The organism is Streptomyces sp. NBC_01296 (genome assembly GCF_035984415.1).
In the GTDB taxonomy this organism is placed as follows: domain Bacteria; phylum Actinomycetota; class Actinomycetes; order Streptomycetales; family Streptomycetaceae; genus Streptomyces.
In genome coordinates this window covers 4,060,773-4,087,108 of record NZ_CP130720.1, presented here as the reverse complement: position 1 = coordinate 4,087,108, position 26,336 = coordinate 4,060,773, and the positions used below count along the sequence as shown (strand labels likewise).

Sequence of the window (26,336 nt, the reverse complement as noted above, 5' to 3'; positions counted from 1 at the left end):
GTCGAGCGATCAGCTTGACGAAAAGGGCTCTAGAAGCCGCGGGTCCGCTTCGCCGCACGGCGCTTGGCGGCGCTGGCGGCCCCCGGGATCCGCATGAACAGCCGAGAGGTCTCGGAGCCCAGGTTGACCCCGATCGCGATGGCCAGCGCGATGGCGGCGGCGTTCACGAGCGAGCCGAGGCCCTCGTTCAGCCGGTTCTCGGCGATCAGCAGCAGCCCGTAGTACGTCGCCGAGCCCGGCAGCAGCGGGCCGATGGCCGCTGTCGTGTACGGCAGGGCCGACGCGAAGCGGTAGCGCGAGAAGAGCTGGCCGAACAGGCCGACCAGCCCGGCGGCGATGGCCGTGGAGGGCACGGGCGGGATGCCGCCCGCGTAGTGCAGGGCCCCGAAGGTCACCCAGGCGACCCCGCCGTTCAGCGTCACGATCCACACGGTGGAACGTTCCTGCTGGAGCAGGATCGCGAACGTGAACACCAGAACCATCGAGGCCGCGATCTGGATCAGCGGCCGCTGGGTGATCTGGAGGACCTCCTCCGGCTTCGGCGAGGTGCCGAGCTGGAGCCCGAGGTACAGCACGACCAGCACGCCCATGATGATGCCGATGAAGAGGTACATGACCTCCAGCAGCCGGGCGGAAGCGGTGATGTAGAAGCCGGTCAGGCCGTCCTGCACGGCTGCGACCAGGGCCCGCCCGGGCAGCAGCGCGAACAGGCCGCCGGTGATCACCGCGGACGCGCGTACGTCGATCTCGGCCAGCGCCAGGGCCACGCCTATCGCGGCGGGCGGCATCGCGGCGACCACGAACTGGTAGAACTCCGGCAGCCCGCGCCCGGCGCACAGCCAGGCCAGCCGGTCGCCGAGCATCGCCCCGATCGCGGCCGCGAAGAAGACGAGCACGCCACCGCCGACCAGGGTGGAGGCGGCCCCGGCGAGCAGCCCGGCGGCGGTCGTGAGGACCCAGGAGGGGTACGGGTGCCGGTTGCGGCGGATCTCGGCGAGGCGCCGGTAGGCCTCCTCCAGCGAGAGCTCGATCTCGTGCGCGCTGATGTCGTCGACCAGCTGGTAGACGGCGGCCAGGCGGGTGTAGTCGGTACCGCGGCGGCGCACGGTCCGGCTCGCCGAGACCGGGTCGTCGACCAGGGAGGGCTGGTGGGTGATCGACAGCAGCGTGAAGGTGACCGTGGGCTCGCAGCGGTCCAGCCCGTACGAACGGGCCACCGCGAACATCGCGGCCTCCACGTCCTCGGCGCCCTCGCCGCCCGCGAGCAGCAGCTCGCCGATGCGCAGGGTCAGGTCGAGTACGCGGCCCACGGCGGGCCCGGTCTCGCTGTGCTTGTGCAGTGCAGCCTCGGGGACGGGCCGTACGTCCACCGGCATGCGCAGCATGGTGCGCATGCGGTCCTGCCAGGGGGATTCCTTCATCAGGGAGACGGGGAAGCCCTGGCCGGGGGTGTAGGCGGGCGGGGACTGCCGGCCGCTGTAGGTGGCCGGGGGCGCGAACGCGGAGCCCTCGGGTTCCGGCTGCACCGTTTCGGCGCCCGCCGGACGGACGAACTCCGAGGTGGGCTGGTCCTCCTCGGGAACGCCCGGCTCCATACCGGGCGGGGCTGTGAAAGCGCTGTGCGCCTCGTCGGACTGGGGCTTCCCGTCCTCGGCCCCATCGGCCTCCGCCACGCGTCCTCCAGTCCGTGATCACCCGCGGGTACCAGTATGCGGAACCCTTCCGTCCCCGGCGCAACCAGACGACGAACGGGCGGCACCCCCTCGATGAAGGGGTACCGCCCGTCGTGTTCGAGCCTGTTACCGGCTGAGCGGACTCAGCGGATTCAGTGGTGGCCGCCCTGGGCCTCGAGGCGCTTGTAAGAGGCCTCGATCTCGGCCTCGGCCTCGGTGCGGCCGACCCAGTTCGCGCCCTCGACCGACTTGCCCGGCTCCAGGTCCTTGTAGACCTCGAAGAAGTGCTGGATCTCCAGGCGGTCGAACTCGGAGACGTGGTGGATGTCGCGCAGGTGCTCGACACGCGGGTCGGAGGCCGGCACGCAGAGCAGCTTGGCGTCGCCGCCCGCCTCGTCCGTCATGTTGAACATGCCGATGGCGCGGCACTTGATCAGGCAGCCGGGGAAGGTCGGCTCGTCCAGGATGACCAGCGCGTCCAGCGGGTCGCCGTCCTCACCGAGGGTGTTCTCGACGAAGCCGTAGTCCGCCGGGTAGCTGGTCGAGGTGAAGAGGCGACGGTCCAGGCGGATCCGGCCGGTCTCGTGGTCCACCTCGTACTTGTTCCGCGAACCCTTGGGGATCTCGATGGTGACGTCGAACTCCACGTCCTGCTCCTCCATGATCAGCTTCATTGCTTCGAGACTGCATTGATTCATCCGCGCGAGCGCCCGGCCCAGCCTCCCCCACTTACCGCTGGGAGGTGCCCCCAGCCGGGTGGGGTGCCATGCTCGCGGCAAGACGCAGTGGTTAAGTGTCCCTCACGCACATGTGTGATCGCGAAAGGGGCTGGTCCGAGGTGCCATTGGTCAAGACGTGGCAGCTCATCGCGGTGTCGGCCGTCGCCGGCCTCGCCCTGTCGGTGGCTGCGGTGGCCGCTGCCGGTCCTTGGGACTCCGGCCAGCGTAAGGCCGAGCGGGACAGGGCCGCCTCCTGGGGCCTTACGGGTGGCGCAGATCACGGTGCGGACGACGGCGGCGGGGCTCTGCCGCAGGCCGCGCCCAGTGCCCCCGGAGTGCTCCCGGGGATCGGGCCGGGCGTCACGATCAAGGCCGGGAGCGGGGTCGCGGCCGCGGATCCCGGGCGGCTCGCCGCGGCCCTGGGCCCGCTCCTCGCCGACCCCGCGCTCGGATCGGTCCGTACCGCGTCGGTCGTCGACACCGCCACCGGCCAGGTGCTCTTCGAGTCCGGGCCGCGCGAGGCCATGACCCCCGCATCCACCACCAAGATCGCCACCGCGACGGCCGCGCTGGCCGCGCTCGGCCCCGAGCACCGGATCCGGACCACGGTGGCCCCCGGAGCCGGCCCCGGGGAGATCGTCCTGGTCGGCGGCGGCGACCCCTCCCTCACCGCCAAGAAGAAGAGCCCCGCCGGATCGGGCGGCAGCCTCGTCGCGCTCGCCGCCGACACCGCCCAGGCCCTCAAGGCCGCCGGCACCGACACCGTGCGCGTCGGCTACGACGACACCCTCTTCACCGGGCCCGCCCTCCACCCGATCGGCGAGAACCCCAACCTCGCGCCGGTCACGGCCCTGGCGGCGGACGAGGGCCGCCCCGACGACTCCACCTCCGGCCCCGTCGAGCGGGTCGAGGACCCCGCCAAGGAGACCGCCCGCTCCTTCGCCGCCCTCCTCAAGGAACGCGGCATCAAGGTCACCGCCGACCCCGCCCAGGCCAAGGCCCCCGCCGGCGCCCAGCCGCTGGCCACCACCCTCTCCACCCCGCTTGCCGGGCTCGTCGAGCGGATGCTGACCAACAGCGACAACGACATCGCCGAGGTCCTGGCCCGCCAGACCGCCCTCGCCTCCGGGCAGCCCGCCAGCTTCGAGGGCGCCGAGAAGGCCGTCAAGGACCGGCTCACCGCCCTCGGCATCGACACCGGGGGCGCCCGATTCGCCGACGGCAGCGGCCTCAACCGCGCCGACAAGATCAACACCGGCCTGCTGACGGGGCTCCTGGCCAAGGCCGCCGACCCGCAGCGCCCGGAGCTGCGGCCCGTGCTCACCGGCCTGCCCGTCGCCGGATTCACCGGGACCCTGCGCAGCCGCAACGCCGGCAGCTCCCCGGCCGCCGGCCTCGTCCGGGCCAAGACGGGCACCCTGAGCGGGGTGAACTCCCTCGCCGGGACCGTCGTCGACCCCTCCGGCCGACTCCTCGCCTTCGCGTTCCTGACCGCGAACACCCCCGACGCGGGGGCCGCGGAGAAGGGCCTCGACAAGCTCGCAGCGGCCGTCGCCCGCGCCTCGTAGCGGTTCCGGGGGGCTCCGCACCGGCGCTGGTCCACGTACCGTTGACGCATGACGAGCATCGGTGGTGCCGAGATGGTCGACTGGAATCTCGCGGTGGCGACCGCGACCCGGCTGGTGCGGCCGGGTCCCGAGGTCAGCCGCGACGAGGCCCGGGCCGTGGTGGCGGAACTGCGCAGGCATGCCAGGACCTCCGAACGCCACGTGCGCGAGTTCACCCGGATGATCCCCGAGGGCGCGGCCGTCCCCGACACCCCCGTCCTCGTCGTCGACCGGGCCGGCTGGGTCAAGGCCAACGTGGCCGGCTTCCGCGAGCTCCTCGCCCCCCTGCTCGGCAAGATGCAGGACCGCCGCGCCGGCGCCCCCGGCGGCGCCGTGCTCGGCGCGGTCGGCGGCAAGGTCACCGGCGTCGAGCTCGGCATGCTGCTCAGCTTCCTGGCCTCCCGCGTGCTCGGCCAGTACGAGACCTTCGCGCCGGCCGGCCGCGACCTGCCGGGCTCCGCCGCGGGCGGCGGCCGGCTGCTGCTCGTCGCCCCGAACATCGTCCACGTCGAGCGCGAGCTGGACGTGCGCCCGCACGACTTCCGGCTGTGGGTCTGCCTGCACGAGGAGACGCACCGTACGCAGTTCACGGCCGTGCCCTGGCTCCGCGACCACCTCGAGGGCGAGATCCAGACCTTCCTCGGCGCCACCGAAGTGGACCCGGCGACCATCCTCGAGCGACTGCGCGAGGCCGCCCAGTCCTTCGCCGGCGCCCGCCCCGACTCCCAGCAGGGCGACGAGGGCCGCTCCCTGGTCGAGCTCGTCCAGACCCCCGAACAGCGCGAGGTGCTCGGCCGCCTGACCGCCGTCATGTCCCTGCTCGAGGGCCACGCCGACTACGTCATGGACGGGGTCGGCCCCGCGGTGGTGCCCTCGGTCGCCGAGATCCGGGAGAAGTTCCAGCAGCGCCGGGCCAGCGGCGCGGGGCGCCTCGACGCCACGCTGCGCAAGCTGCTGGGGCTCGACGCCAAGCTGCGCCAGTACCGCGACGGCGAGCGCTTCGTACGGGCCGTCGTCGGCCAGGTCGGCATGGACGGCTTCAACCGCGTCTGGACCTCACCGAACACGCTGCCGACCAAGGCGGAGATCGCCAAGCCCGCGGACTGGGTCGCGCGGGTGCACCGCAAGGGCGAATAGAAGCGAAGGGGAGTGACTCAGGGGGCGTAAACATGTCTCACTGGGGGAAGCAGCGTCACCCGTCCGAGGGACCGTGAGGCGTGGAAGGCCGTGCGATGCTCAGGGAACGGCTCGGTTCTGTCACCATCGACGCACTCTGAGTGACAACCCCTCATCTCGTGGGGGCTCCCGGCGGGGGCTCCTCACGGGGCCGGGGCACCGGGCAGCGTCGAACAGCACCGAACAGCAGCCGTTGCAGCACCACACCCCCACGGGGGCACCTCCCGGCGTCGGCCAGGGGGAGCCTCCGAGGCATCCGAACTCCACCGAAGGGCACCGGACATGGGTCCCCATCCTGCGGTCGCGGCGATACGCCTGGCGGTCCGCCGCGTACTCCACGACGTCCTCACCGACCTCACAGACCGTCCCGCCGGCCTCTCCACGGCTCCGCCCGGGGGGACCCCCGCCCCCGCGGCCGGCTCCCCGCCACTCGTACTCGTCGCCTGCTCCGGCGGCGCCGACTCCATGGCGCTCGCCTCCGCCCTCGCCTTCGAGGCGCCCAAGCTGGGCATCCGGGCCGGCGGCATCACCGTCGACCACGGGCTCCAGGCGGGCTCCGACCTGCGCGCCGCCGAGGTCGTCACCCGCATGACCGCACTCCGCCTCGACCCGGTGGAGTCCGTCGCCGTGCGCGTAGGCCGCGACGGCGGGCCCGAGGCCGCCGCCCGCGATGCCCGCTACGCCGCCCTGGACGAGGCCGCGGACCGCCTGGGCGCCGCCGCCGTGCTGCTCGGCCACACCCGGGACGATCAAGCCGAAACCGTCCTGCTGGGGCTCGCCCGCGGCTCCGGCATCCGCTCGCTGTCCGGCATGCCGGAAGTCTCGGGTGGTCCCGGCGTCTCCGGCCGCAGCCACCGCTACCGCCGCCCCTTCCTCCAGGTCGACCGGCAGACCGCCCGCAAGGCCTGCATGGTCCAGTCCCTGCCGGTCTGGGACGACCCGCACAACATCGACCCCGCCTACACCCGCTCCCGGCTCCGCCACGAGGGGCTGCCCGCCCTCGAGAAGGCGCTGGGCAAGGGCGTGGTCGAGGCGCTGGCCCGCACCGCCCAGCTGTCCCGCGACGACGCCGACGCCCTCGACGCCTGGGCCGCCGAGGCCGAGGCCGGCGTACGGGACGCGGACGGCCGCCTGGAGTGCGCCAAGCTGTACGCCCTGCCCCCGGCCGTCCGCCGCCGCGTGCTGCGCAGGGCCGTGGTCGCGGCCGGTTCCCCCGCAGGCTCGCTCTTCGCCCGCCACATCGAGGAAGTGGACCGGCTCATCACCGGTTGGCGGGGTCAGGGCGCCATCAACCTGCCCGGCCGGGTCGAAGCCCAGCGGCAGGGTGGCAGACTTGTCATCCGGCAGGGCTGATTGGTGCTGAAACACGGCTGAGTCCTCCGGGGGAACCCCCGGAGCCCCGGCCGACAACGAAAGTGATGCGGGTGGACGAGAAGGACATGGGCAGCGACCTCCAGTCGGTGCTCATCACCAAGGAAGAGATCGACGCGAAGCTGGCCGAGCTGGCCGCGAAGATCGACGCGGAGTACGCGGGCAAGGACCTGCTCATCGTCGGCGTCCTCAAGGGCGCGGTGATGGTGATGGCGGACCTGGCGCGTGCCTTGTCCACCCCGCTCACCATGGACTGGATGGCGGTGTCCTCGTACGGCGCCGGGACCCAGTCCTCCGGTGTGGTCCGGATCCTCAAGGACCTGGACACCGACATCAAGGACAAGCACGTCCTGATCGTCGAGGACATCATCGACTCGGGCCTGACCCTGTCCTGGCTGCTGTCGAACCTGGGCTCCCGCCAGCCGGCCTCGCTCGAGGTCGTCACGCTGCTGCGCAAGCCCGACGCCGCCAAGGTCGCGATCGACGTGAAGTGGGTCGGCTTCGACATCCCGAACGAGTTCGTCGTCGGCTACGGCCTCGACTACGCGGAGAAGTACCGCAACCTGCCGTTCGTCGGCACGCTCGCCCCGCACGTCTACGGCGGCTGACGCCGCGGGCCCCGGTCGGGGTCCGCACAGGGGAACCCTGGAACGATTCCTGCCGTTGGAGCAGGGGAAAGCAGTTCTGTCAGCCGTCCCACGAGGCCGCGGGTGACAATACAGGGGTACATTCCGAAGAACAGTCTTTACTCAGAGCAGCATTTACCTACGGGCAGGAGGGACGGGGCGCCTGGCGCCCCGTATGGATGGACGTGAAGCGATACTTCCGTGGGCCGGTCATGTGGATCGTGCTGGCCGTCCTCGCCGTGGTCGTGTTGATGAACGTCGTCGGCTCCGGCGGCGGCTACAAGTCGGTGGAGACCAGCGAGGTCATCAAGGCGATCAACAGTGGCCAGGTGCAGAGCGCCAAGCTCACCACCGGTGACAGCCAGATGATCAAGATCGAGCTGAAGAAGGACCAGAAGCTCGGCGACAACGACGGCACCAAGTTCCAGGCCAACTACATCGGGGACCAGGGCGTCCAGCTCGCCCAGAACCTCCAGACCAAGTACGAAGCCGGTCAGATCCCGAACGGGTACACCGTCTCGCCGGACAAGACCAGCCCGTTCCTCAGCGTGCTGCTCTCGCTGCTGCCCTTCGTCCTCATCGTCGTCGTCTTCCTGTTCCTGATGAATCAGATGCAGGGCGGCGGCTCCCGGGTGATGAACTTCGGGAAGTCCAAGGCCAAGCTCATCACCAAGGACACCCCGAAGACGACGTTCGCCGACGTCGCGGGCGCGGACGAGGCCGTCGAGGAACTCCACGAGATCAAGGAGTTCCTGCAGGAGCCGGCCAAGTTCCAGGCCGTCGGGGCCAAGATCCCCAAGGGCGTGCTGCTCTACGGCCCGCCCGGCACCGGCAAGACCCTCCTGGCGCGTGCCGTCGCCGGCGAGGCGGGCGTCCCGTTCTACTCGATCTCCGGTTCCGATTTCGTCGAGATGTTCGTCGGTGTCGGTGCCTCGCGTGTCCGCGACCTGTTCGAGCAGGCCAAGGCCAACGCCCCGGCGATCGTCTTCGTCGACGAGATCGACGCCGTCGGCCGGCACCGCGGTGCGGGCCTCGGCGGCGGCCACGACGAGCGCGAGCAGACCCTGAACCAGCTGCTCGTCGAGATGGACGGCTTCGACGTGAAGGGCGGCGTCATCCTGATCGCCGCCACGAACCGCCCGGACATCCTCGACCCGGCGCTGCTGCGCCCGGGCCGCTTCGACCGGCAAATCGCGGTCGACCGTCCCGACATGCAGGGCCGTCTGGAGATCCTCAAGGTCCACCAGAAGGGCAAGCCGGTCGCTCCGGACGTCGACCTCTCGGCCGTCGCCCGCCGCACCCCCGGCTTCACGGGTGCCGATCTGTCCAACGTCCTGAACGAGGCGGCGCTCCTGACCGCCCGCTCGGACCGCAAGCTGATCGACAACCACATGCTGGACGAGGCCATCGACCGCGTCGTGGCGGGCCCGCAGAAGCGGACCCGGATCATGTCGGACCGGGAAAAGAAGATCACCGCGTACCACGAGGGCGGCCACGCCCTGGTCGCGGCGGCCTCCCCGAACTCCGACCCGGTCCACAAGATCACGATCCTGTCCCGCGGCCGGGCCCTGGGCTACACCATGGTCCTGCCCGACGAGGACAAGTACTCGACCACGCGCAACGAGATGCTCGACCAGCTGGCGTACATGCTGGGCGGGCGCGCGGCCGAGGAGCTGGTCTTCCACGACCCGACCACCGGCGCGGCGAACGACATCGAGAAGGCCACGGCGACGGCCCGCGCGATGGTGACCCAGTACGGCATGACCGAGCGCCTCGGCGCGATCAAGTTCGGCGGGGACAACACCGAGCCGTTCCTGGGCCGCGAGATGTCGCACCCGCGGGACTACTCGGAAGAGGTCGCGGCGCTGGTCGACGAAGAGGTCAAGAAGCTCATCGAGACGGCGCACAACGAGGCCTGGGAGATCCTGGTCGAGAACCGCGACGTCCTCGACAACCTGGTTCTCGCGCTCCTCGAGAAGGAGACGCTGAACAAGGAGCAGATCGCCGAGGTCTTCTCGACGATCGTGAAGCGCCCGGCCCGCCCGGCGTGGACCGGCTCCTCGCACCGCACCCCGTCGACCCGTCCGCCGGTGCTCTCTCCCAAGGAGCTCCAGCTGACGAACTCGGCGAACGGCACGTCGGCGAGCACGCCGGCCGTGTCCGTGGAGAAGGACCCGTCCCCGGAGGACCGCGCCGAGTAGCCTTCGGCCGGACCGTCCCGGAATGGATGCCGCGCCCCCCAGGTTCTAGCCTGGGGGGCGCGGCACTTTTGCGTGCCCGCGAGCGCCAGTGCACACAGGAACGAGGAAGAGATGACCGACCCAGTGACCCTGACCGGTGACGAGGGCACGATCGGCGAGTTCGACGAGAAGCGCGCCGAGGCGGCGGTCCGCGAACTTCTGATCGCGGTCGGCGAGGACCCGGACCGCGAGGGCCTCCTCGAAACCCCGGCACGCGTGGCGCGGGCGTACAAGGAGATATTCGCCGGCCTCTACCAGAAGCCCGAAGAGGTCCTGACGACCACCTTCGACCTGGGCCACGACGAGATGGTCCTGGTCAAGGACATCGAGGTCATGAGCAACTGCGAACATCACCTCGTGCCGTTCCACGGCGTCGCGCACGTCGGCTACATCCCGTCCATCGACGGCAAGATCACCGGCCTGTCGAAGCTGGCCCGCCTCGTGGACGTGTTCGCCCGCCGCCCGCAGGTGCAGGAGCGGCTGACCACGCAGATAGCGGACTCCCTGATGGAGATCCTGGAGCCGCGCGGGGTCATCGTCGTCGTCGAGTGCGAGCACATGTGCATGACGATGCGCGGGGTCCGCAAGCCCGGCGCGAAGACGATCACCTCGGCGGTCCGCGGCCAGCTCCGCGACCCAGCGACCCGTAACGAGGCCATGAGCCTGATCATGGCTCGCTGACCGGGTGCCCACGGGGGAGGACACGGCCGGGGCCGCGGCCGGGAACGAGGCGCCGGGTGCGGCCGACGACGGCTGGGAGCCGCTGAGCGAGGACATCCGGCGGACCCTGGAGCTGCTGTTCGACGGGGATTCGGACGCCCACCGGGGCTTCCGGGCGCAGATCCCGCAGGCCGTGATGAAGACGGACTGCTGCTCGTGCCCGTGCGTGTTGCTGAGCGTGGACACCGACGCGGTGGCGGCCGTGCCGATGGAGAAGGGAAGGGATTCGGTCGCGGGTGCCTCCCTCTTCAATGCGCAGGGCGGCTACGACGGCGAGGCGACCGTCCTCGCGGGCGGCGGTTTCCTCGACGATCTGCAGTTCTGCGACTGGGAGGGCCAGGGGCCGGAGCCGCTCCGGCTCTGGGAGTGGCTGGGACCCCGCCACGCCATGGGCTCCGGCGCGGGCTGAGCCTCCGCGACGGGCGGACCCTTCAGGGCCGGCCGGGGGTGCTTCAGGCGCGGGACGGGGCGTGGGGGGTGGTGTCGTCGTCTTCCGGGAGCTTCAGGACGTGCTCCAGGAAGAGGGCGGCGGCGATGACCGCTGCGCCCGCCAGGACCGAGAAGGCGGCGTACCAGGCCTGGTCGCGGCGGGCGGGCACCTCCAGGCCGTCGGTCCAGAGAAAGACGCCCACACCGCCGTACATGCCCGCCACGAGGGCCGCCACGAGGGCGCTCGCCTGTCCGAAGACGACGGCGCGGGCCGCCATCAGCGGCTCCACGCCCTTGGCGCCCGGCCGCCGCTCGCGCTGGGCCTTGAGGCGGGCCCGGAGCGAGAGGGCGGTGGCCAGCAGGACGACCGCGATGGCGCCGAGGACGATGGGCGCGGCCAGCGGGACGCCCGGCAGGGTCCCGTACGCGTTCCACAGCCGGGCGCCCGCCCAGGACAGCACCCCGGCGACGATGAAGATCCCCGCCAGGACGGCCGGCCTCAGTTGCTTCACGTGCCCGTTCCCCGCTTTCCGCGCCAAGTCGTCAGCCGCCGCAGTCCACAGGCGGCAGCCACAGGTTAACGACTACTCGGGGAGGCGGAGTTCCAGGTCCGGGCGCGGCGTGACGCCCGCCAGGCCGATTCCGGCCAGGAGGGACGCGACCGGGCCGTGCCCGGGGATCTGCGCCTCGGGGTCGATGTCGTTCCACGGGGCCAGGACGAAGGCCCGCTGGTGGGCGCGCGGGTGCGGGAGGGTGAGGACCGGGTCGCCCGAGACCACCTCGGCGTACGAGACGATGTCGACGTCGATGGTGCGCGGGCCCCAGCGCTCCTCGCGCACGCGGTCGAAGGCCTCTTCGATGGCGTGGCCGCGCTCCAGCAGGGAGGACGGGGGCAGGGTGGTCCGTACGCGGACCACCGCGTTGAGGTACGACGGCTGGGAGCCGGGCGCGACGCCCCACGGCTCGGTCTCGTAGACGGGCGAGACGGCCTTGACCCGCAGGCCGGGGGTGTCCCCGAGGGCGTCGATGGCGCCCTGGAGGGTCTCCAGGCGGTTGCCGAGGTTCGCGCCGAGCGCGATCACGGCCCACCTCGGGTTGGACAGCGTCGTGTCGGCCGCGTCCACCGTCTCGACGACGGATGCGGGCACCGGCTGGACGGTGGGGTCGCTCTGGGCGTTCAGTCCGTTGTTCACACGCGGCTCCGGGTGATCGTGATGGTCACGTCGTCGAAGGGGACGGTGATGGGGGCGTCCGGTTTGTGGACGACGACCTCCACCTGTGCCACCGCTTCGTGCTTGAGGCACTGCTGGGCGATCCGCTCGGCGAGGGTCTCGATCAGGTCGACGGGCTCTCCCTGGACCACATCGACGACCTCCTCGGCGACGACCCCGTAGTGCACGGTCTTCGCCAGGTCGTCGTCGGCCGCCGCGGGGCGGGTGTCGATGTGCAGCACCAGGTCGACGATGAAGGTCTGGCCTTCCTCGCGCTCCCGGGGGAAGACGCCGTGGTGCCCGCGAGCCTTGAGGCCGCGCAGCGCGACACGATCCACGCGAATCACTCCTGCTTTCGTAGGTGCTTCCGGTCCGGGACTCCCGGATCCATGGGCCTACGCCGAGTGCGGTCGGCGTCGTCCATCTTCGAATTTACCTGCGAAAGGACTCGGATCCCGCCGGAGGGGTCAGGCCGGGTCCTCCTCTTCGTCCTCGGCGGAGTCCGTCAGGACGGGAGAACCGTGGTGGGACCAGAGCCGCCAGCCCCCGGATGTGCGTCGGAACACATTCGTGGCGACGACCAGCTGGCCGACGAGCGGGCCGAGCTCTCCGCCGTCCTCGGCGGGCCCGCCGCTGAGGATGTTCTCCGTGCACGTCACCAGTGCGGTGTCGCCTATGACGGCGACCTTCGTGTCGGTGAGGAAGAACTGGATGTAGTCGGTGTGGGACATGATCAGCGCGTACGAGCGCAGTACCTCGCCGCGGCCCGAGAGCACCGGCCAGCCCGGGTGCACGCAGGAGATCTCGTCCTCGAGCCAGAGCGCCGACAGCGCGTCGAAGTCCCCCCGCTCCATGGCCTCGTAGAAGGCCGTGTTGACCTCTTCGACGGTTTCGATGTCGCTGCGGCTCACCGTTCCCCTCTCCTGGCTGCTGTACGGGTCACACCGCCGGCGGGGCGGATCACAGGGCCCCTTCCACGGCGCGGGCCACCCGAACCGCGTCGGCGGTGGCCCGTACCTCGTGGACCCTGACGGCCCAGGCGCCCTGGTGGGCGGCGATGGCGGAAACGGCGGCGGTGGCGGCGTCGCGCTCGCGGGCGGGCGGCGGGGCGGCGTCGGCGGCGCCGGCCAGGATCCGGCCGAGGAAACGCTTCCGCGACGCGGCGACCAGCAGCGGGAAGCCGAGGGCGCGCAGCTCGGGGAGGTGGGCGACGAGGGCGAGGTCGTGCTCGGCCATCTTCGCGAAGCCGAGGCCGGGGTCGACGACGAGCCGCTCGGGGGCGATCCCGCCGGCCACGACCGCGTCGATGCGGGTGCGGAGTTCGGCGGTGACCTCGGCGACGACGTCCTCGTAGACGGCGAGGCGGTTCATGCCGTCGCTGAAGCCGCGCCAGTGCATGACGACGAACGGCACCTCGGCGGCGGCCACGGCCGGGATCATGCCGGGGTCGGCGAGCCCGCCGCTGACGTCGTTGACCAGCAGCGCGCCGGCGGCGACGGCCTGGGCGGCGACGGAGGCGCGCATGGTGTCGACGGAGACGGTGACCCCCTCGGAGGCCAGGCCGCGCACGACGGGGACGACGCGGCGCAGCTCCTCCTCCTCATCGACGCGGGAGGCGCCGGGGCGGGTGGACTCGCCGCCGACGTCCACGAGGTCGGCGCCCTGGACGACGAGGTCGAGGCCGCGCTTGACCGCGGCGGTGGTGTCGAACCAGCGCCCGCCGTCGGAGAAGGAGTCGGGGGTGACGTTGACGACGCCCATGACCCCGCAGCGGTCCCATTCCGGCAGGCCTGCGACCCGGCCCCTGCCGGCGGCCCCGCGCTTGATGTTCATGGCTCCAGGGTAGGGCCGCGTCCCTGACCGGGCCGTACGCGGGCCCGGGCCCCCGGAGCCGGGCCGCAAACGCCGGAGCCCGGCCCGCCGCGGGTGCGGCGGGCCGGGCTCCGGGGGCCGGGGCTGGGCCCGGGCCGGGGTCAGGCGACCTGGACCTCGCGCTCGGGCGGGGCCTGGGTCGGGACCTTGGCGGTCACGTGCGTGTGGGCGCAGGTGCGGACCGGCTTGGGGCGACGCCGGCTGGCGAACAGGCGGGGGAGGGCCAGCGTGACGAAGCCCTCGGCCTGCATCACGGCGAAGCCGATGCGGGGCAGGTCGCGGCTGGAGCGGTAGACCATGAAGCGCGGCTCCCAGCGGGGGCGGAACTTCTCGTTGAACTTGTACAGCGACTCGATCTGGAACCAGCGGGAGAGGAAGACGAGCAGGCTGCGCCAGGCGCGCAGGACCGGGCCGGCGCCGATCTTCTCGCCGCGGGCCAGGGCCGCGCGGAACATCGCGAAGTTCAGGGAGACCTTCTCGATGCCCAGGTCGGGGGCCTGCTGCAGGGAGGCGACGATCAGCAGCTCGTTCATGCCCGGGTCGGCGGCGCGGTCGCGGCGCATCATCTCCAGCGACATGCCGTCCTTGCCCCACGGCACGAAGTGCTGGATGGCCTTGAGGTCGCCGAACGGGCTGGTGTCGCCCTCCTCGACCCGGTGGGCGGTGGCGATGAAGCAGTCGCCGTCGCCCTCGTCGCCGACGCGGCCCAGGGCCATGGAGAAGCCGCGCTCGGTGTCGGTGCCGCGCCAGGCGACGGCCGCGCCGCGAACCTGCTCCAGCTCCTCCTCGGTCAGCTCGCTGACGCGGCGGACCTTGGTGGTGTAGCCGTTGCGCTCGATGCGCTTCACCATCTGGCGGACGTTGCGCATGGGGCGGCCGGTGAGCGAGAAGTCTTTGACGTCGACGATCGCCTCGTCGCCGAGCTCCAGGGCGTCCAGCCCGGTCTCGCGGGTCCAGACCTCGCCGCCGGTCTCGCTGCAGCCCACGACGGCCGGGGTCCAGGAGTGGGCCTTGGCCTCCTCCATGAACCGCTCGATGGCGCCGGGCCAGGCCTCGACGTCGCCGATGGGGTCGCCGGAGGCGAGCATCACGCCGGAGACGACGCGGTAGGTGACGGCGGCCTTGCCGCTGGGGGAGAAGACGACGGCCTTGTCGCGGCGGAGCGCGAAGTGGCCGAGGGAGTCGCGGCCGCCGTGCTTGGCGAGCAGCTCGCGCAGCTTCGTCTCGTCGTCGGCCGTCAGCCGGGCGGCCGGGTGCTCGGGGCGGAAGGCCAGGTACATGGTGGTGAGCGCGGTCAGCATGCCGAGGGCGCCGAGCGAGTAGCCCACGGTCCAGGAGACCCGGCCGGAGTAGTCGACGGGTCCCTCGATGCCGAAGAGCCCGTACACGACGTGGCTGATCTGCTCGTAAATACCCGGATGGCCGACGACGCGGCTCGGGTGGGAGTTGACGATGACCAGACCCAGGCCGATGGAGCCGGCGCTCATCAGCACGAAGTTGGCCAGCGCCTTCCAGCGGCTGCGCGGGTCCGGCAGCGCCTTGAATTCACCCTGGTGACGCACGATGAGCGCCAGGAGTACCGCCGCGATGACGAAGCTGACGACCGAGTGCCGGTACGCGAACTGCGCCACGGCCCCGGCCGGGAGCAGGGCGACGGCGGCCCTCCACGCGCGGCGCTTGCGGCGCTTGAGGCCGTGCGCGAGCAGGAGCAGCAGGACGCCCGCGCTGATGGCGAGGGCGGCTGCGAAGGGGCCCAGCGAACCGGGCAGCACCTCGGTGACCGCGTGGAACCGGCTGTGCCGGAACCGCGGGAACACTCCCGCCGCGACATCCAGAAGGCCGACGATCATGACGGCCGTACCTACCAGGCCGGGCACCGACTCCGGTCGTGGGCCGCGGAAGATTCGGCGGACCTGCTTCGGAACCTGTCCCGACTTATCGCCATCTATCCTGCTAGACATCGCTTCCCGTTGCTCCGCGAGAGATCATGTGGCCGAAGGCCGCGACAGCCTCCGGAGTGTGGTGCGTCCACTAGGACGACATCGGGGTCGAGCGGGTTCACTCTTCCGCCGAGAAAATCTAGTCCTGCCATCAGAAAGTCGACTGACTGCTCATGGGTCTCACCAGTAATACGGTCCTGGCGCTGGCCATCGTCGCCGGTGTGCTGCTGTTCGCAGCCACGGTGTGGTTCTGGCCCCGGCTCTCGGGCCGCACCTGGCGTGCGCTGCTCGGCCGGATCGGCCTCCTGCTCGCGACCCAGCTGGCACTGTTCTCGGCCGTCGGCCTGGCGGCGAACAAGTCCTTCTCCTTCTACGGCTCGTGGGCGGACCTGTTCGGCCAGCAGACATCTGTCGGCAAGGTCGTGGACCACTCGATGAGCAGCAAGGACATCAAGGTCGTCGACAAGCAGAAGCTCGACGTGCCGGGCGGCGCCCAGCCCCAGGTGGGGGGACAGATCCTGAAGGTTGCCATAACCGGGGAGAAGTCGAAAATAACGAGCCCAGGGTACGTGTGGCTGCCGCCGGAGTACTTCCAGCCGCAGCACAAGGACAAGAACTTCCCGGCCTCCATCGTGCTGACGGGCTACCCGGGCACCGCCGAGAACCTGATCAAAGGGCTGAACTACCCGATGACGGCCTTCAAGCAGGCCAAGGCGGGCAAGATGAAGCCGATGATCCTGGTGATGCTGCGCCCGACGATCGCGCCGCCGCGTGACACCGAGTGCGTGGACATACCCGGCGGACCGCAGACCGAGACGTTCTTCGCCCAGGACCTGCCGCAGGCCATCCAGGACACGTTCCGCGTCGGCAAGAAGCCGCAGAACATGGGCTTCATCGGCAACTCCACGGGCGGCTACTGCGCCCTGAAGATCGCCGCGCACTACCCGCAGACCTTCGGCGCCGCCGCGGGTCTGTCCGCGTACTACGAGGCCGCGAACGACGCGACGACGGGCAACCTGTTCCAGGGCGACGACAAGCTGAAGAAGCGTGCGGACGTCCTCCACAGCATCGAGCACAAGCAGCCGTCGGGTACGTCCTTCCTGGTCACCAGCAGCGAGCAGGGCGAGCCGAACCTCGGCGACACCAAGAAGTTCATCAAGCTGGTCAAGGGCCCGGACCGGGTCTCCTCGATCATCCTCGACAGCGGCGGCCACAACTTCAACACGTGGCGCCGCGAGATCCCGCCGATGCTCGTGTGGATGAGCAACCGCATCCAGGCCTGACGCCGGGCCTCTTCAAGCCCGACGCCGGGCCTGGGCCCCGGGCCTAGGCCCCTTGCAGTCGGGCCCGGCGCAGCGCCCGGTGGACCCCCTCCGGGGTCAGTACGCCGACCAGCTCGCCGGAGTCCGGGTCCGTGACCCCGATCCGGCCGGAGTCCTCCTGCAGCAGCAGCGCGAGCGCCTCGCGCAGACTCGCCCCCAGCGCCACTTCGGCGGTGGGGGCTTTCCCGTCCGCCTCCGCCAGGTCGGCCTGCCCCACCGGGGTGACCGCGAGCCGCTTCAGGCCCCGGTCCGCGCCGACGAAGGAGGCCACGTACTCGGTGGCCGGCGCACCCAGCACCGCGGCCGGGCGGGCGAACTGCTCGATGGTGCCCGCACCGTAGACGGCGATGCGGTCGCCGAGCCGGACCGCCTCCTCCAGGTCGTGCGTGACCAGCAGGATCGTCTTGCGCACCGTCTTCTGCAGCGCCAGGAACTCGTTCTGGAGGCGTTCGCGGACCACCGGGTCCACCGCCCCGAACGGCTCGTCCATCAGCAGCACCGGCGGATCCGCGGCGAGGGCGCGGGCGACGCCGACGCGCTGGCGCTGCCCGCCGGAGAGCTGCTCCGGGTACCGGCCCCCGTACACGGCCGGGTCCAGCCCCACGAGTTCGAGGAGCTCGGCCGCCCGCGCACGGGCCTTGGCCTTGGGGGTGCCGATCAGCTGGGGCACGGTCGCGGTGTTCTCGAGCACCGTCTTGTGCGGGAACAGCCCGACCTGCTGGATGACGTACCCGATGTGCCGGCGCAGTTCGACCGGATCGGCGTTCGCGATGTCCTCGCCGCCGAGCAGGATCCGGCCTGAGGTCGGCTCGATGAGCCGGTTGACCATCTTCATCGTGGTGGTCTTGCCGCAGCCGGACGGGCCCACGAGGGTGACCAGCTCGCCCTCCGCCACCTCGAAGGACAGGTCCTCGACGGCCGTCGTCCCGTCGGGGTAGCGCTTGGTCACATGCTCGAATCGGATCACCCGCCCATCCTCCCCCACGGGCGCCGCGTTGATTGTGACGGGAGTATTACCCCACTGCGAAGGATTCCGGCCATTGTCGGTCCCGGGGGTTAGGGTCGCTGTTGACCGCGCCCTTTTCGGACGGGTGTACGCAGCGGCGGCAGGGGGTGAGGGCATGGCCGGGCAGAACTGCCTGGTGGCGAACGACTGGATCTGCTGGAAGTACGTCACCTCGCGCTCCCAGGAGCTCACCGACGCCACGGTCCAACATGTGTGGATCACGGGGGTGTCGGTGCTTATCGGCCTCGCCGTCTCCCTCCCGCTGGCCCTGCTGGCCCGCCGCGGCCGGCGCTGGGCCGCGCCCGTGCTGGGCCTGACCACCCTGCTCTACACGGTCCCCTCGCTCGCCATGTTCTCCCTGCTGCTGCCGCTGTTCGGGCTGTCGGCCTCGCTCGTGGTGACCGGTCTGGTGCTGTACTCGCTGACCATCCTGGTCCGCAATGCGATGGCCGGCCTGGAAGCCGTCCCCGAGGAGGTGCGGGAGGCCGCGCGCGGGATGGGCTACGGGCCCGCGCGGCTGCTGTGGCAGGTCGAACTGCCGCTGGCGCTGCCCGCGCTGCTCGCCGGGGTGCGGATCGCCACGGTGTCCACGGTGGCGCTGACCACCGTCGGCTCCATCGTGGGCAAGGGCGGCCTCGGCAACCTCATCGCCCCGGCGGTCAACAGCTCCTTCAAGGCCCAGGTCCTCACCGCCTCCGTGCTGTGCGTGCTGCTCGCGCTGGTGGCGGACCTGCTGCTGCTCGGCGTGCAGCGGCTGCTCACCCCGTGGACGCGGGCGACGCGGCCGGCGCGGACGGCGCGGGCCGGCCGGGCCGCGCGCGTGACGCAGCCGGTGAAGGGGGCCTGAGGCGATGGGCGTGATGGGACAGGCCTTCGACTGGCTGGCGAACGGGGCCAACTGGTCCGGGGAGAACGGCGTGTGGCACCGGCTCGGCGAGCACGTCTACGTCAGCGGGATCTCCCTCGCCATCGCCTGCGCGGTGGCCCTCCCCGTCGGCCTGTGGCTCGGCCACATCGGCAAGGGCGGGGCGCTCGCCGTCAACATCTCCAACGTGGGGCGGGCCGTGCCCGTCTTCGCGGTGCTGGCCCTGTTCATGGTCTCGCCGCTGCGCAGCGCGGGCTATCTGCCCACCATCGCCGCGCTCGTGCTCTTCGCCCTGCCGCCGCTGCTGACCAATGCGTACGTCGGGATGCGGGAGGTGGACCGCTCCGTGGTGGAGGCCGCCCGGGGCATGGGCATGTCCGGCGGTCAGCTCTTCTGGCGGGTGGAACTGCCGCTGGCCCGCGAGTTGGTGATGACCGGGCTGCGCTCGGGCGCCGTCCAGGTCGTCGCCACGGCCACGATCGCGGCCATGGTCGGCCAGGGCGGCCTCGGCCGGATCATCACCGCCGGCTTCAACACGTACAACACCCCGCAGGTCGTCGCGGGGGCCCTGCTGGTGGCGGCGCTCGCCCTGCTGGTCGAGGGCGCCCTGGTGGCGGCCGGCCGGCTGTTCCCGCGTCCGGCGGCGCGCTGACCCCTCCGGCCCGCCCGCGGGCCCTTCCCTTCCCCGTCGTTTGTCGTTCCCACTCCCTTGGAGGAGCAAAGATGAGCAAGTCCACGCGCGTCCTCGGCGCCGTACTGGGGGCGGCGGCCCTGACTGCCTCGCTCACCGCGTGCGGCGGAGACAGCCTCGAGAAGAGCAAGGACGCCGGTGCAGCCGCGTCCGCGCCCTCGGACTCCGGCTCCGGCAAGGGCAAGGTCGTGATCGGTGCGGCCGGGTTCACCGAGTCCAACGTGCTGGCGGAGCTGTACGCGCAGGTCCTCAAGGACGCCGGCTACAGCACCTCGATCACCACGGTGAACAACCGCGAGCTGTACGAGCCCTCGCTGGAGAAGGGCGAGATCGACGTCGTCCCGGAGTACGCGGCCACCCTCGCGGAGTTCCTCAACGCCAAGGTGAACGGGCCGAAGGCGCCGGAGGAGAAGCCGGTCGCGTCGAGCGACGTGGCGGCGACGGTGGCGGGGCTGGAGAAGCTGGCCGGCCCCCTCGGCCTGAAGGCGCTGCCGGCGGGCCAGGCGGTCGACCAGAACGCGTTCGCGGTATCGAAGGAATTCGCCCGGAAGAACAACCTGAAGACCCTTTCCGATCTTGGCAAGTCGGGTCTGAAGGTGAAGATCGCGGCGGGCGACGAATGCGCCGTACGGCCCTTCTGTGCGCCCGGGTTGAAGAAGGCGTACGGAATCGACGTTTCCGGCATCGACCCGAAGGGCGTCGGCACCCCGCAGGCCAAGCAGGCGGTCAAGGACGGCGTGGACCAGCTGGCGCTCACCACGACCACGGACGCCACCCTCGAGAGCTTCGACCTGGTCCTGCTGGAGGACGACAAGAAGCTCCAGAACGCCGACAACGTCCTGCCGGTGGTCAACGCCAAGGACGCGGGATCCCCGGAGATCGCGGCCGCCCTCGACAAGCTCACCAAGGTCCTGACGACCGCCGACCTCGTCGAGCTGAACAAGCAGGTGGACGCGCAGCGCGAGAAGCCGGCGGACTCCGCGAAGGCCTTTCTGAAGGCGAAGGGACTGACGAAGTAGGAGTAGCTACGGGTTTGGTGGAGAAATGACGGGTAACTGCCCGGCCACAGATTGCCGGGCAGTTACCCCACGGGACCCCGACGCCCTGTAAATTTCAGGCCATGCCCCGTGGACGCCACCGCAATCCCGAACCCCTGCACCGGCTGCTCACGCCGACGACCGTGGCCGGAGTCTCCGTCGCCAGTGCGGCCGCGGCCTGGCTGATCGCGGAACCCTTGCCACTACGCCTGCTCGTGGCCCTCTCGGCGGCCGCAGGCGTGGCCGGCGCCGTCGTCATGCGCTCCTGGGACCGCTCGGCCGGGCGCCGCGTCGCGGAACTCGCGCGCGAACGCGTCAAGGACGAGTGGAAGACCGAGGAGCGGATAGCCGAGCTCGAGTCCGACCTCGAAGAGGCCCGGGCGCTGCGCGCCAAGCTCGACGCGAAGCTGCGCGCCAAGCGCGTCGAACTCGCGGGGCTGCGCGGCGAACACGCGGCGCTGCTGCGGCGGTACGCGACCGCCGAGACCGAGCGCGCCAGCGCCCTGGAGGGCCGCCGGCTGCTCGCCATCGAGGCCTCCGCGGCTCCGGCGGCGGCGCCGAAGGAGCTCCCGCCGGTCTCCGAGGAGCGCACCTCGAGCGGCGCGCCCACCAGCGTCGGCTACGCCCGGGCCCATGCGGCCATGAAGGCCCTCGCCCACAAGGCCGAGGCGGACCAGGCCCGGCCGAAGATGCTGGAGGGCAGGGGCGCCGAGCCCAGGGCGCTGGAGGCCGGGTCGCCGGACGGTGGAGCGCATTCCCGTACGGGCGGGCCCGCGGGCACCGCGTCCACGGTCCCGGCGCGCCGGCCGGCCGCGGCGGTGGCCCCGTACTCGGCCGTACGCCGCTCGGCGTCCCGCGTCGAGGGCGGCTTCGACTTCTTCGGCACCAAGACCGCGGCCCAGGCCCGGGCGGTGATCGAATCGGTCCAGAACGAGGACCTGGCCGACGTGGTCGGCGCGGAGGCCCTCGCGGTCCACAAGGCGGAGTCGGCCCGGGCCGCCGCCGAGCCGCCGGTCAAGGAGCAGGGCTTCAAGCCGGCCACGCCCGAGCAGCGCGCGGTGGGCCAGGTCATCGACCTGACGGCGCACGACGAGACCGAGCCGATCGACGTCGTCCGGCTGCGCACGGCCATCTCCTAGGCCGTCTCCAGCCGGCCCTCCTGCGGGGCTCAGGGGTAGGCCAGGACCATGAGCACGGCCAGGGTCTCCAGGGCCGACTGGGCCGCGAAAGCGCCCTTCCGGAACCTGCGGGGCGCGGCCTGCGCCGCCACGAGGGACACCACGACGGCGGCGAGCAGCGCGAGGAAGACCTCCTCGGGGAACGGCCGGCAGCCGCCCTCCATCAGGCAGTAGGTGCCGACCTCCGTGGACAGCACGAAGAGCTTCGCGGCCACCAGGGCGGGCAGGAACAGGAGGGCGGTGATCCCCGCGTTCCTGCGGATGCGCCGGGAGGCGGCGTCGGCCGGCGATTCGGGGGCGAGGAGGGCGGGCTCCGGGTTCCAGGACATGCCGCCATCCTGGCGCCGCCGCCGGTAGCGGGGATCCGGGCGGGTACTCAGATCGGCGGACCGCCGTACTCAGGCCGGGCCGTGCGTTCAGAACAGCGGCAGCTGCCCCGGCAGTTCCGCCAGGACGAAACCGTCCAAGGTCGGCGCGGACGCCCCGAGCACCACCCGCGCCCGGGATCCGGGGCAGGACACCAGGTCGCCGCGGCCCCGCCCGGCGGGAGGGTCGTGGCGGGCGATCCGGCCGGCGGTCACGGCGCAGTCGCGCCCGCATGCGGGGCAGGCCCGTCTGGGGGAGTGGGACATGCCCCAAGTCTGCACTCCCGCACCGACATCGCCACCGCCGTCAGCTCCCGGACCCGGCCCCCTCGGCGGCCCTGCCCGCCTGAGCCCGGTCGGCCAGCCACGTCTCGTGGGCCGCGCACACCCGGTCCCACAGCGTCGCCCGGTCCGCCGGCGTCAGATCGTCGAGCTGCCGCTCGAAGAGCCCGCCCACCACCGCCCAGAACTCCCCGGGCGTGTCCAGGACCCGCTCGTTCGTCCCCTTCACGGGATCGATGCGGCTCAGCACCCGCCCCCGCAGCGTGTCGACCCCGTGCGCGTCGCGCCGCAGCAGCGCGAGGGTCCGTACGAAGCCGGAGTCCGGCTGGGTCGACAGCCGTACGTGCGTGGCCTCGAAATCGGCCGTCGTCGCCGGCGCCGAGAGGATGTTGACCGCCGGGCAGGGGCTCGCCTCGTTGACGTACCTCCAGCCGCTTGCGTCCCCCTCCAGCGGGCCCAGCCCGTACGTGAACTCCCCCTGCCGGTGCATGCCGGCGCGCAGCGGCAGCGGCTCGTACGGGCCGTCGCCGAGCCCGGCGTCGACGAAGTACTCCTCCGCGCCGACCCGGACGGTCAGCGCGAGGTGGTCGCCGCTGACGTCGCGGCGCTCGCGCTCCGACGCCCCGAGGACACCCGCGAGGTGCCGGGTCACCTCGAAGCCGAGGGTCTCCAGGAGCAGCGCGAAGGCGCCGTTGAGGTGGAAGCAGTACCCGCCGCGCCCGGCCGCGAAGCGGCGTGCGGACAGCTCGGGGTCGATGCCGGGCGGCCGGCCGAGCTGGATGTCGAGGTTCTCGTACGGGATGCGCTCGAGGTGGGCGCGCTGGAGCGCGAAGAGCGCCTCCACAGTGGGCTCGGGCGGCCGCGGGAAGCCGAGCCGCCGCAGGTAGCCGTCGTATACGCCAGGGGTCATCCCCGCACCCTAAGCAGAAAACTCCCGCGCCATCGCGGGAGTTCCCGCGACTTGTCACTTGTCGATATCGCCCACGACGAAGAACAGCGAGCCCAGGATCGCCACCATGTCCGCGACCAGCTGGCCGGGCAGCAGCACCGACAGTGCCTGGATGTTGTTGTACGAGGCGGAGCGCAGCTTCAGCCGGTACGGGGTCTTCTCGCCCTTGGAGACGAGGTAGTAGCCGTTGATGCCGAGGGGGTTCTCGGTCCAGGCGTACGTGGCCCCCTCGGGCGCCTTCAGCACCTTCGGGAGGCGCTGGTTGATCGGTCCGGGCGGCAGCTCGGCCATCCGGTCCAGGCAGGCGACCGCGAGGTCGAGCGCGTTGTGGGTCTGGTCCAGCAGGCATTCGAAGCGGGCCAGGCAGTCGCCCTCGGTACGGGTGACCACCTTCAGGACGTCCTGGAGCTCCCCGTACGCCAGGTACGGCTCGTCGCGCCGCAGGTCGAAGTCGACGCCGGAGGCGCGGGCGATGGGCCCGGAGACCCCGTACGCGTGCACCGCCTCGGGCGACAGCACGCCCACCCCGCGCGTACGGCCGCGGAAGATCTCGTTGCCGTGGACGAGCTTGTCGTACACGTCCATGCGGGTGCGGACGTCGGCGATGGCGGCGCGCGCCCGGCCGAGCCAGCCGGCCGGGAGGTCCTCTTTGAGGCCGCCGACGCGGTTGAACATGTAGTGCATGCGGCCGCCGGAGATCTCCTCCATGACGGCCTGGAGCTCTTCGCGTTCGCGGAACGCGTGGAAGATCGGGGTGATTCCGCCGAGTTCGAGCGGGTACGACCCGAGGAACATCAGGTGGTTCAGCACCCGGTTCAGCTCGGCGAGCAGGGTCCGCATCCACACGGCCCGCTCGGGGACCTCCATGCCGAGCATCCGCTCGACCGCCATGACCACGCCGAGCTCGTTGGAGAACGCGGACAGCCAGTCGTGGCGGTTCGCGAGCATCACGATCTGGCGGTAGTCGCGCGCCTCGAAGAGCTTCTCGGCGCCGCGGTGCATGTAGCCGACGACCGGCTCGGCGCTGACGATCCGCTCGCCGTCGAGGACGAGGCGCAGGCGCAGCACGCCGTGCGTGGAAGGGTGCTGGGGTCCGATGTTGAGCACCATGTCGGTGCTCTCCGCCGCGCCGCCGATGCCGACCGTGGTCTCCGTCATGGCCGCATTCTCGCAGCCCTACGCTGAACGGATGGAAACGGGGACTGAGGGTGGGACGAGCAGGCCCGATTGGGTGGGGCTGCCGGGCGGGCTGCTCACGCTGCGGCGGCTGCTGCTGGTGATCTGGACGGTGCCGCTCGCGGCCGGTACGGCCCTGCTGCTGGGGCTGACGGCCGGCCCGCTCTGGGCGGCCGCGGGGGCGTTCTGGCTCGGGGGCCTGGCCTGGGGCTGGGTGCTGCTCGGCCGCAACTGGCGGTCCTGGCGGTACGCGGAGCGCGCCGACGACCTGCTGATCAGCCGCGGCGTGCTGTGGCGGGCGCAGACGGTGGTCCCGTACGGGCGGATGCAGCTGGTCGAGGTGACCTCGGGGCCGCTGGAGCGGCGCTTCGGGCTGGCCTCCGTACAACTGCACACGGCGGCAGCGGCCACGGACGCCAAGATCCCGGGTCTGGTCCCGGCCGAGGCGCAGCGGCTGCGGGACCGGCTGACGGAGCTCGGCGAGGCAAGGTCGGCGGGCCTGTGACCGCCGAATCCGCGGCGGAGTCCGCCGCCGAATCCGCGGCCGAACCCGCAGGCGCGCCCGCAGCCGCGCCCGCCGGGGAGCGCCGGCTGCACGTGCTCACGCCGCTGCGCCGGGCGTGGGTTCCGATCGCCGCGACCGTCGGCGTCGTCGTCCAGCAGGGCGAGCAGGTCGAGCGGTGGGTGCGCGGGCTGCCGTCCGGGCTGCGGGCCCTGACCCTGGCCGGCCTGGTCGTGGTCTTCGGCCTGTACGGGTTCCTGAGCTGGTGGTTCACCCACTACGCGGTGACCGACACCGAGCTGCGCATCCGCAGCGGGCTCCTCTTCCGGCGCACCGCGCACATCCGGCTCGACCGGATCCAGGCCGTGGACGTGACCCGGCCGCTGCTGGCCCGGGTGGCCGGTGTCGCCAAACTGCGGATCGACGTGATCGGCACCGAGGACAAGGACGAGCTGGCCTTCCTCGACGAGCGCGAGGCCATGGCGCTGCGCGCCGAGCTGCTGGCCCGGGCCGCGGGCTTCGCCCCCTCGCAGGCCGTCACGCTCGGCGAGGCCCCGCAGCGCGAGCTGCTGCGCGTCCGCCCCGCGGACCTGGTCGTATCGCTGCTGCTCACCCTCTCGGCGTGGGCGGCGCTGGCCGCCGGGCTGATCGCCCCCGTCGCCGTGTGGTGGTTCAGCGGGAACCCCTGGGCGACGCTCGCCACCCTGCTGCCCATGCTGGGTGGGGTGTGGTCGGGTACGGCCGGGCGCTTCCTCGCCGAGTTCGACTGGCGGGTCGCCGAGTCCCCGGACGGGCTGCGCCTCGACCACGGGCTGCTGGACCGGGCCCACGAGACGGTGCCGCCGGGGCGGGTGCAGACCGTACGGATCGTGGAGCCGCTGCTGTGGCGGCGCCGGGACTGGGTGCGGGTGGAGCTGGCGGTGGCCGGCTCGAAGAACGAGGTCCTGGTCCCGGTGGCCTCGCGGGCCGCAGCCCAGGCGGTCGTCGCCCGGGTGCTGCCGGGCGTGGATTTCGCGGCCCTCGCCTTCGGCCGGTCGCCGAAGACCGGGTCGCGGTGGGTGGTCCCGGTGTGGTGGAAGGGCTATGCGCTGGCCGTTTCGGCGGACGTGTTCGCCGCCCGCAAGGGGCTGCTGTGCCGCCGTACGGAGATCGTCCCGCACGCCAAGGTGCAGAGCGTCCGGCTCACCCAGGGCCCGTGGGAGCGCGCCCGGGGCGTGGCCGACGTGCATGTGGACACCGGCGCGAACGGCACGGTCACGGCCCGTCTGCGGCCGGCCGCCGAGGCCGCCGACCTGCTGGACGCCCAGGCGGCCCGCTCCCGCACCTCCCGCGCGGACGCCCGCCCGGACCGCTGGATGACCTGATCGGCGGCCCGGGGG

27 protein-coding genes are annotated in these 26,336 nt (G+C 71.9%); 14 read left to right on the top strand and 13 right to left on the bottom strand.

What is annotated here, in order from left to right; translation table 11 throughout:
• Positions 1–29 precede the first annotated feature (29 nt).
• Both OG299_RS18350 and OG299_RS18345 read right to left on the bottom strand, forming a co-directional pair.
• The gene (locus OG299_RS18350) at positions 30–1,673 is read right to left on the bottom strand and encodes a threonine/serine exporter family protein (protein ID WP_327362021.1); all 1,644 of its coding nucleotides are present in this window, start codon (positions 1,671–1,673) and stop codon (positions 30–32) included.
• Between the two features lie 152 nt (positions 1,674–1,825).
• On the bottom strand, positions 1,826–2,320 hold the full coding sequence (locus tag OG299_RS18345) for an inorganic diphosphatase (RefSeq protein WP_214947725.1): 495 nt from the start codon (positions 2,318–2,320) through the stop codon (positions 1,826–1,828).
• Between the two features lie 161 nt (positions 2,321–2,481).
• Here OG299_RS18345 and dacB point away from each other — a divergent pair, with 161 nt between their 5' ends.
• The 7 genes from dacB (at position 2,482) to OG299_RS18310 (ending at position 10,541) form a co-directional block, all read left to right on the top strand.
• Positions 2,482–3,960 carry a D-alanyl-D-alanine carboxypeptidase/D-alanyl-D-alanine endopeptidase gene (gene dacB / locus OG299_RS18340; RefSeq protein WP_442817517.1) on the top strand — a complete coding sequence of 493 codons (1,479 nt, stop codon included), beginning with the start codon at positions 2,482–2,484 and terminating at the stop codon, positions 3,958–3,960.
• Positions 3,961–4,008: 48 nt separating this feature from the next.
• Complete coding sequence (locus tag OG299_RS18335) at positions 4,009–5,136, top strand: Rv3626c family coenzyme F420 biosynthesis-associated protein (RefSeq protein ID WP_266626909.1); 1,128 nt, start codon at positions 4,009–4,011, stop codon at positions 5,134–5,136.
• 321 nt (positions 5,137–5,457) lie between these two features.
• Entirely contained in the window at positions 5,458–6,528 is a 1,071-nt protein-coding gene (tilS, locus tag OG299_RS18330) for a tRNA lysidine(34) synthetase TilS (RefSeq protein WP_266626907.1), read from the top strand.
• Positions 6,529–6,593: 65 nt separating this feature from the next.
• Positions 6,594–7,154 carry a hypoxanthine phosphoribosyltransferase gene (gene hpt, locus OG299_RS18325; protein WP_030158549.1) on the top strand — a complete coding sequence of 187 codons (561 nt, stop codon included), beginning with the start codon at positions 6,594–6,596 and terminating at the stop codon, positions 7,152–7,154.
• A gap of 197 nt (positions 7,155–7,351) precedes the next feature.
• Entirely contained in the window at positions 7,352–9,373 is a 2,022-nt protein-coding gene (gene ftsH / locus OG299_RS18320; RefSeq protein WP_266626905.1) for an ATP-dependent zinc metalloprotease FtsH, read from the top strand.
• A gap of 111 nt (positions 9,374–9,484) precedes the next feature.
• Positions 9,485–10,093, top strand: a complete 609-nt coding sequence (gene folE, locus OG299_RS18315; protein ID WP_053787285.1) for a GTP cyclohydrolase I FolE — start codon at positions 9,485–9,487, stop codon at positions 10,091–10,093.
• A 4-nt stretch (positions 10,094–10,097) separates the two neighbouring features.
• Positions 10,098–10,541: a hypothetical protein gene (locus OG299_RS18310; RefSeq protein ID WP_327362019.1), complete on the top strand. Its 444-nt coding sequence runs from the start codon at positions 10,098–10,100 to the stop codon at positions 10,539–10,541.
• Between the two features lie 43 nt (positions 10,542–10,584).
• On the opposite strand, the gene OG299_RS18305 is transcribed toward OG299_RS18310, so the two are convergent.
• The 6 genes from OG299_RS18305 to OG299_RS18280 form a co-directional block, all read right to left on the bottom strand.
• Positions 10,585–11,073 (bottom strand): DUF3180 domain-containing protein, encoded by a 489-nt coding sequence (locus OG299_RS18305; protein ID WP_266626899.1) that lies wholly within the window; start codon positions 11,071–11,073, stop codon positions 10,585–10,587.
• Positions 11,074–11,145: 72 nt separating this feature from the next.
• Positions 11,146–11,754 (bottom strand): 2-amino-4-hydroxy-6-hydroxymethyldihydropteridine diphosphokinase, encoded by a 609-nt coding sequence (gene folK, locus OG299_RS18300; protein WP_327362018.1) that lies wholly within the window; start codon positions 11,752–11,754, stop codon positions 11,146–11,148.
• Positions 11,751–12,110: a dihydroneopterin aldolase gene (gene folB, locus OG299_RS18295; RefSeq protein WP_030158540.1), complete on the bottom strand. Its 360-nt coding sequence runs from the start codon at positions 12,108–12,110 to the stop codon at positions 11,751–11,753. Before folB ends, folK begins: the two co-directional genes overlap by 4 nt.
• 129 nt (positions 12,111–12,239) lie before the next feature.
• Entirely contained in the window at positions 12,240–12,683 is a 444-nt protein-coding gene (locus tag OG299_RS18290) for a nuclear transport factor 2 family protein (RefSeq protein WP_266626893.1), read from the bottom strand.
• Positions 12,684–12,732: 49 nt separating this feature from the next.
• Positions 12,733–13,605, bottom strand: a complete 873-nt coding sequence (gene folP, locus OG299_RS18285) for a dihydropteroate synthase (RefSeq protein ID WP_266626891.1) — start codon at positions 13,603–13,605, stop codon at positions 12,733–12,735.
• Between the two features lie 140 nt (positions 13,606–13,745).
• The gene (locus tag OG299_RS18280; protein WP_327362017.1) at positions 13,746–15,605 is read right to left on the bottom strand and encodes a phosphatidylglycerol lysyltransferase domain-containing protein; all 1,860 of its coding nucleotides are present in this window, start codon (positions 15,603–15,605) and stop codon (positions 13,746–13,748) included.
• A 152-nt stretch (positions 15,606–15,757) separates the two neighbouring features.
• Between OG299_RS18280 and OG299_RS18275 the strand changes: the two genes are divergently transcribed.
• Positions 15,758–16,867 (top strand): alpha/beta hydrolase, encoded by a 1,110-nt coding sequence (locus tag OG299_RS18275; RefSeq protein ID WP_266626887.1) that lies wholly within the window; start codon positions 15,758–15,760, stop codon positions 16,865–16,867.
• A gap of 43 nt (positions 16,868–16,910) precedes the next feature.
• Here OG299_RS18275 and OG299_RS18270 read toward each other — a convergent pair whose 3' ends face one another.
• A complete protein-coding gene (locus tag OG299_RS18270) occupies positions 16,911–17,873 on the bottom strand; it encodes an ABC transporter ATP-binding protein (RefSeq protein ID WP_266626885.1) in 963 nt (320 codons plus the stop codon).
• Positions 17,874–18,027: 154 nt separating this feature from the next.
• On the opposite strand from OG299_RS18270, the gene OG299_RS18265 reads away from it, so the two are divergent.
• From OG299_RS18265 to OG299_RS18250, 4 genes are all read left to right on the top strand, one after another.
• The gene (locus OG299_RS18265) at positions 18,028–18,759 is read left to right on the top strand and encodes an ABC transporter permease (protein ID WP_266626883.1); all 732 of its coding nucleotides are present in this window, start codon (positions 18,028–18,030) and stop codon (positions 18,757–18,759) included.
• A 4-nt stretch (positions 18,760–18,763) separates the two neighbouring features.
• The gene (locus OG299_RS18260; protein WP_327362016.1) at positions 18,764–19,429 is read left to right on the top strand and encodes an ABC transporter permease; all 666 of its coding nucleotides are present in this window, start codon (positions 18,764–18,766) and stop codon (positions 19,427–19,429) included.
• Between the two features lie 71 nt (positions 19,430–19,500).
• Positions 19,501–20,487, top strand: coding sequence for an ABC transporter substrate-binding protein (locus OG299_RS18255; RefSeq protein ID WP_327362015.1), 987 nt, complete (start codon positions 19,501–19,503; stop codon positions 20,485–20,487).
• A 101-nt stretch (positions 20,488–20,588) separates the two neighbouring features.
• The gene (locus tag OG299_RS18250; RefSeq protein ID WP_266626877.1) at positions 20,589–21,644 is read left to right on the top strand and encodes a coiled-coil domain-containing protein; all 1,056 of its coding nucleotides are present in this window, start codon (positions 20,589–20,591) and stop codon (positions 21,642–21,644) included.
• A 29-nt stretch (positions 21,645–21,673) separates the two neighbouring features.
• On the opposite strand, the gene OG299_RS18245 is transcribed toward OG299_RS18250, so the two are convergent.
• The 4 genes from OG299_RS18245 to OG299_RS18230 all read right to left on the bottom strand — a co-directional run bounded on the left by OG299_RS18245 (position 21,674) and on the right by OG299_RS18230 (position 24,437).
• Positions 21,674–22,012, bottom strand: coding sequence for a hypothetical protein (locus tag OG299_RS18245; RefSeq protein WP_327362014.1), 339 nt, complete (start codon positions 22,010–22,012; stop codon positions 21,674–21,676).
• Positions 22,013–22,099: 87 nt separating this feature from the next.
• Positions 22,100–22,315: a hypothetical protein gene (locus OG299_RS18240; RefSeq protein ID WP_266626875.1), complete on the bottom strand. Its 216-nt coding sequence runs from the start codon at positions 22,313–22,315 to the stop codon at positions 22,100–22,102.
• A gap of 40 nt (positions 22,316–22,355) precedes the next feature.
• Positions 22,356–23,240, bottom strand: a complete 885-nt coding sequence (locus OG299_RS18235; RefSeq protein WP_327362013.1) for an arylamine N-acetyltransferase family protein — start codon at positions 23,238–23,240, stop codon at positions 22,356–22,358.
• Between the two features lie 54 nt (positions 23,241–23,294).
• A complete protein-coding gene (locus OG299_RS18230) occupies positions 23,295–24,437 on the bottom strand; it encodes an NADH-quinone oxidoreductase subunit D (RefSeq protein WP_030300712.1) in 1,143 nt (380 codons plus the stop codon).
• A 31-nt stretch (positions 24,438–24,468) separates the two neighbouring features.
• Between OG299_RS18230 and OG299_RS18225 the strand changes: the two genes are divergently transcribed.
• Together OG299_RS18225 and OG299_RS18220 are read left to right on the top strand one after the other, a co-directional pair.
• The gene (locus tag OG299_RS18225; RefSeq protein ID WP_266626871.1) at positions 24,469–24,960 is read left to right on the top strand and encodes a PH domain-containing protein; all 492 of its coding nucleotides are present in this window, start codon (positions 24,469–24,471) and stop codon (positions 24,958–24,960) included.
• A complete protein-coding gene (locus tag OG299_RS18220) occupies positions 24,957–26,321 on the top strand; it encodes a PH domain-containing protein (RefSeq protein ID WP_442817516.1) in 1,365 nt (454 codons plus the stop codon). Before OG299_RS18225 ends, OG299_RS18220 begins: the two co-directional genes overlap by 4 nt.
• The last annotated feature ends 15 nt before the right edge of the window (positions 26,322–26,336 follow it).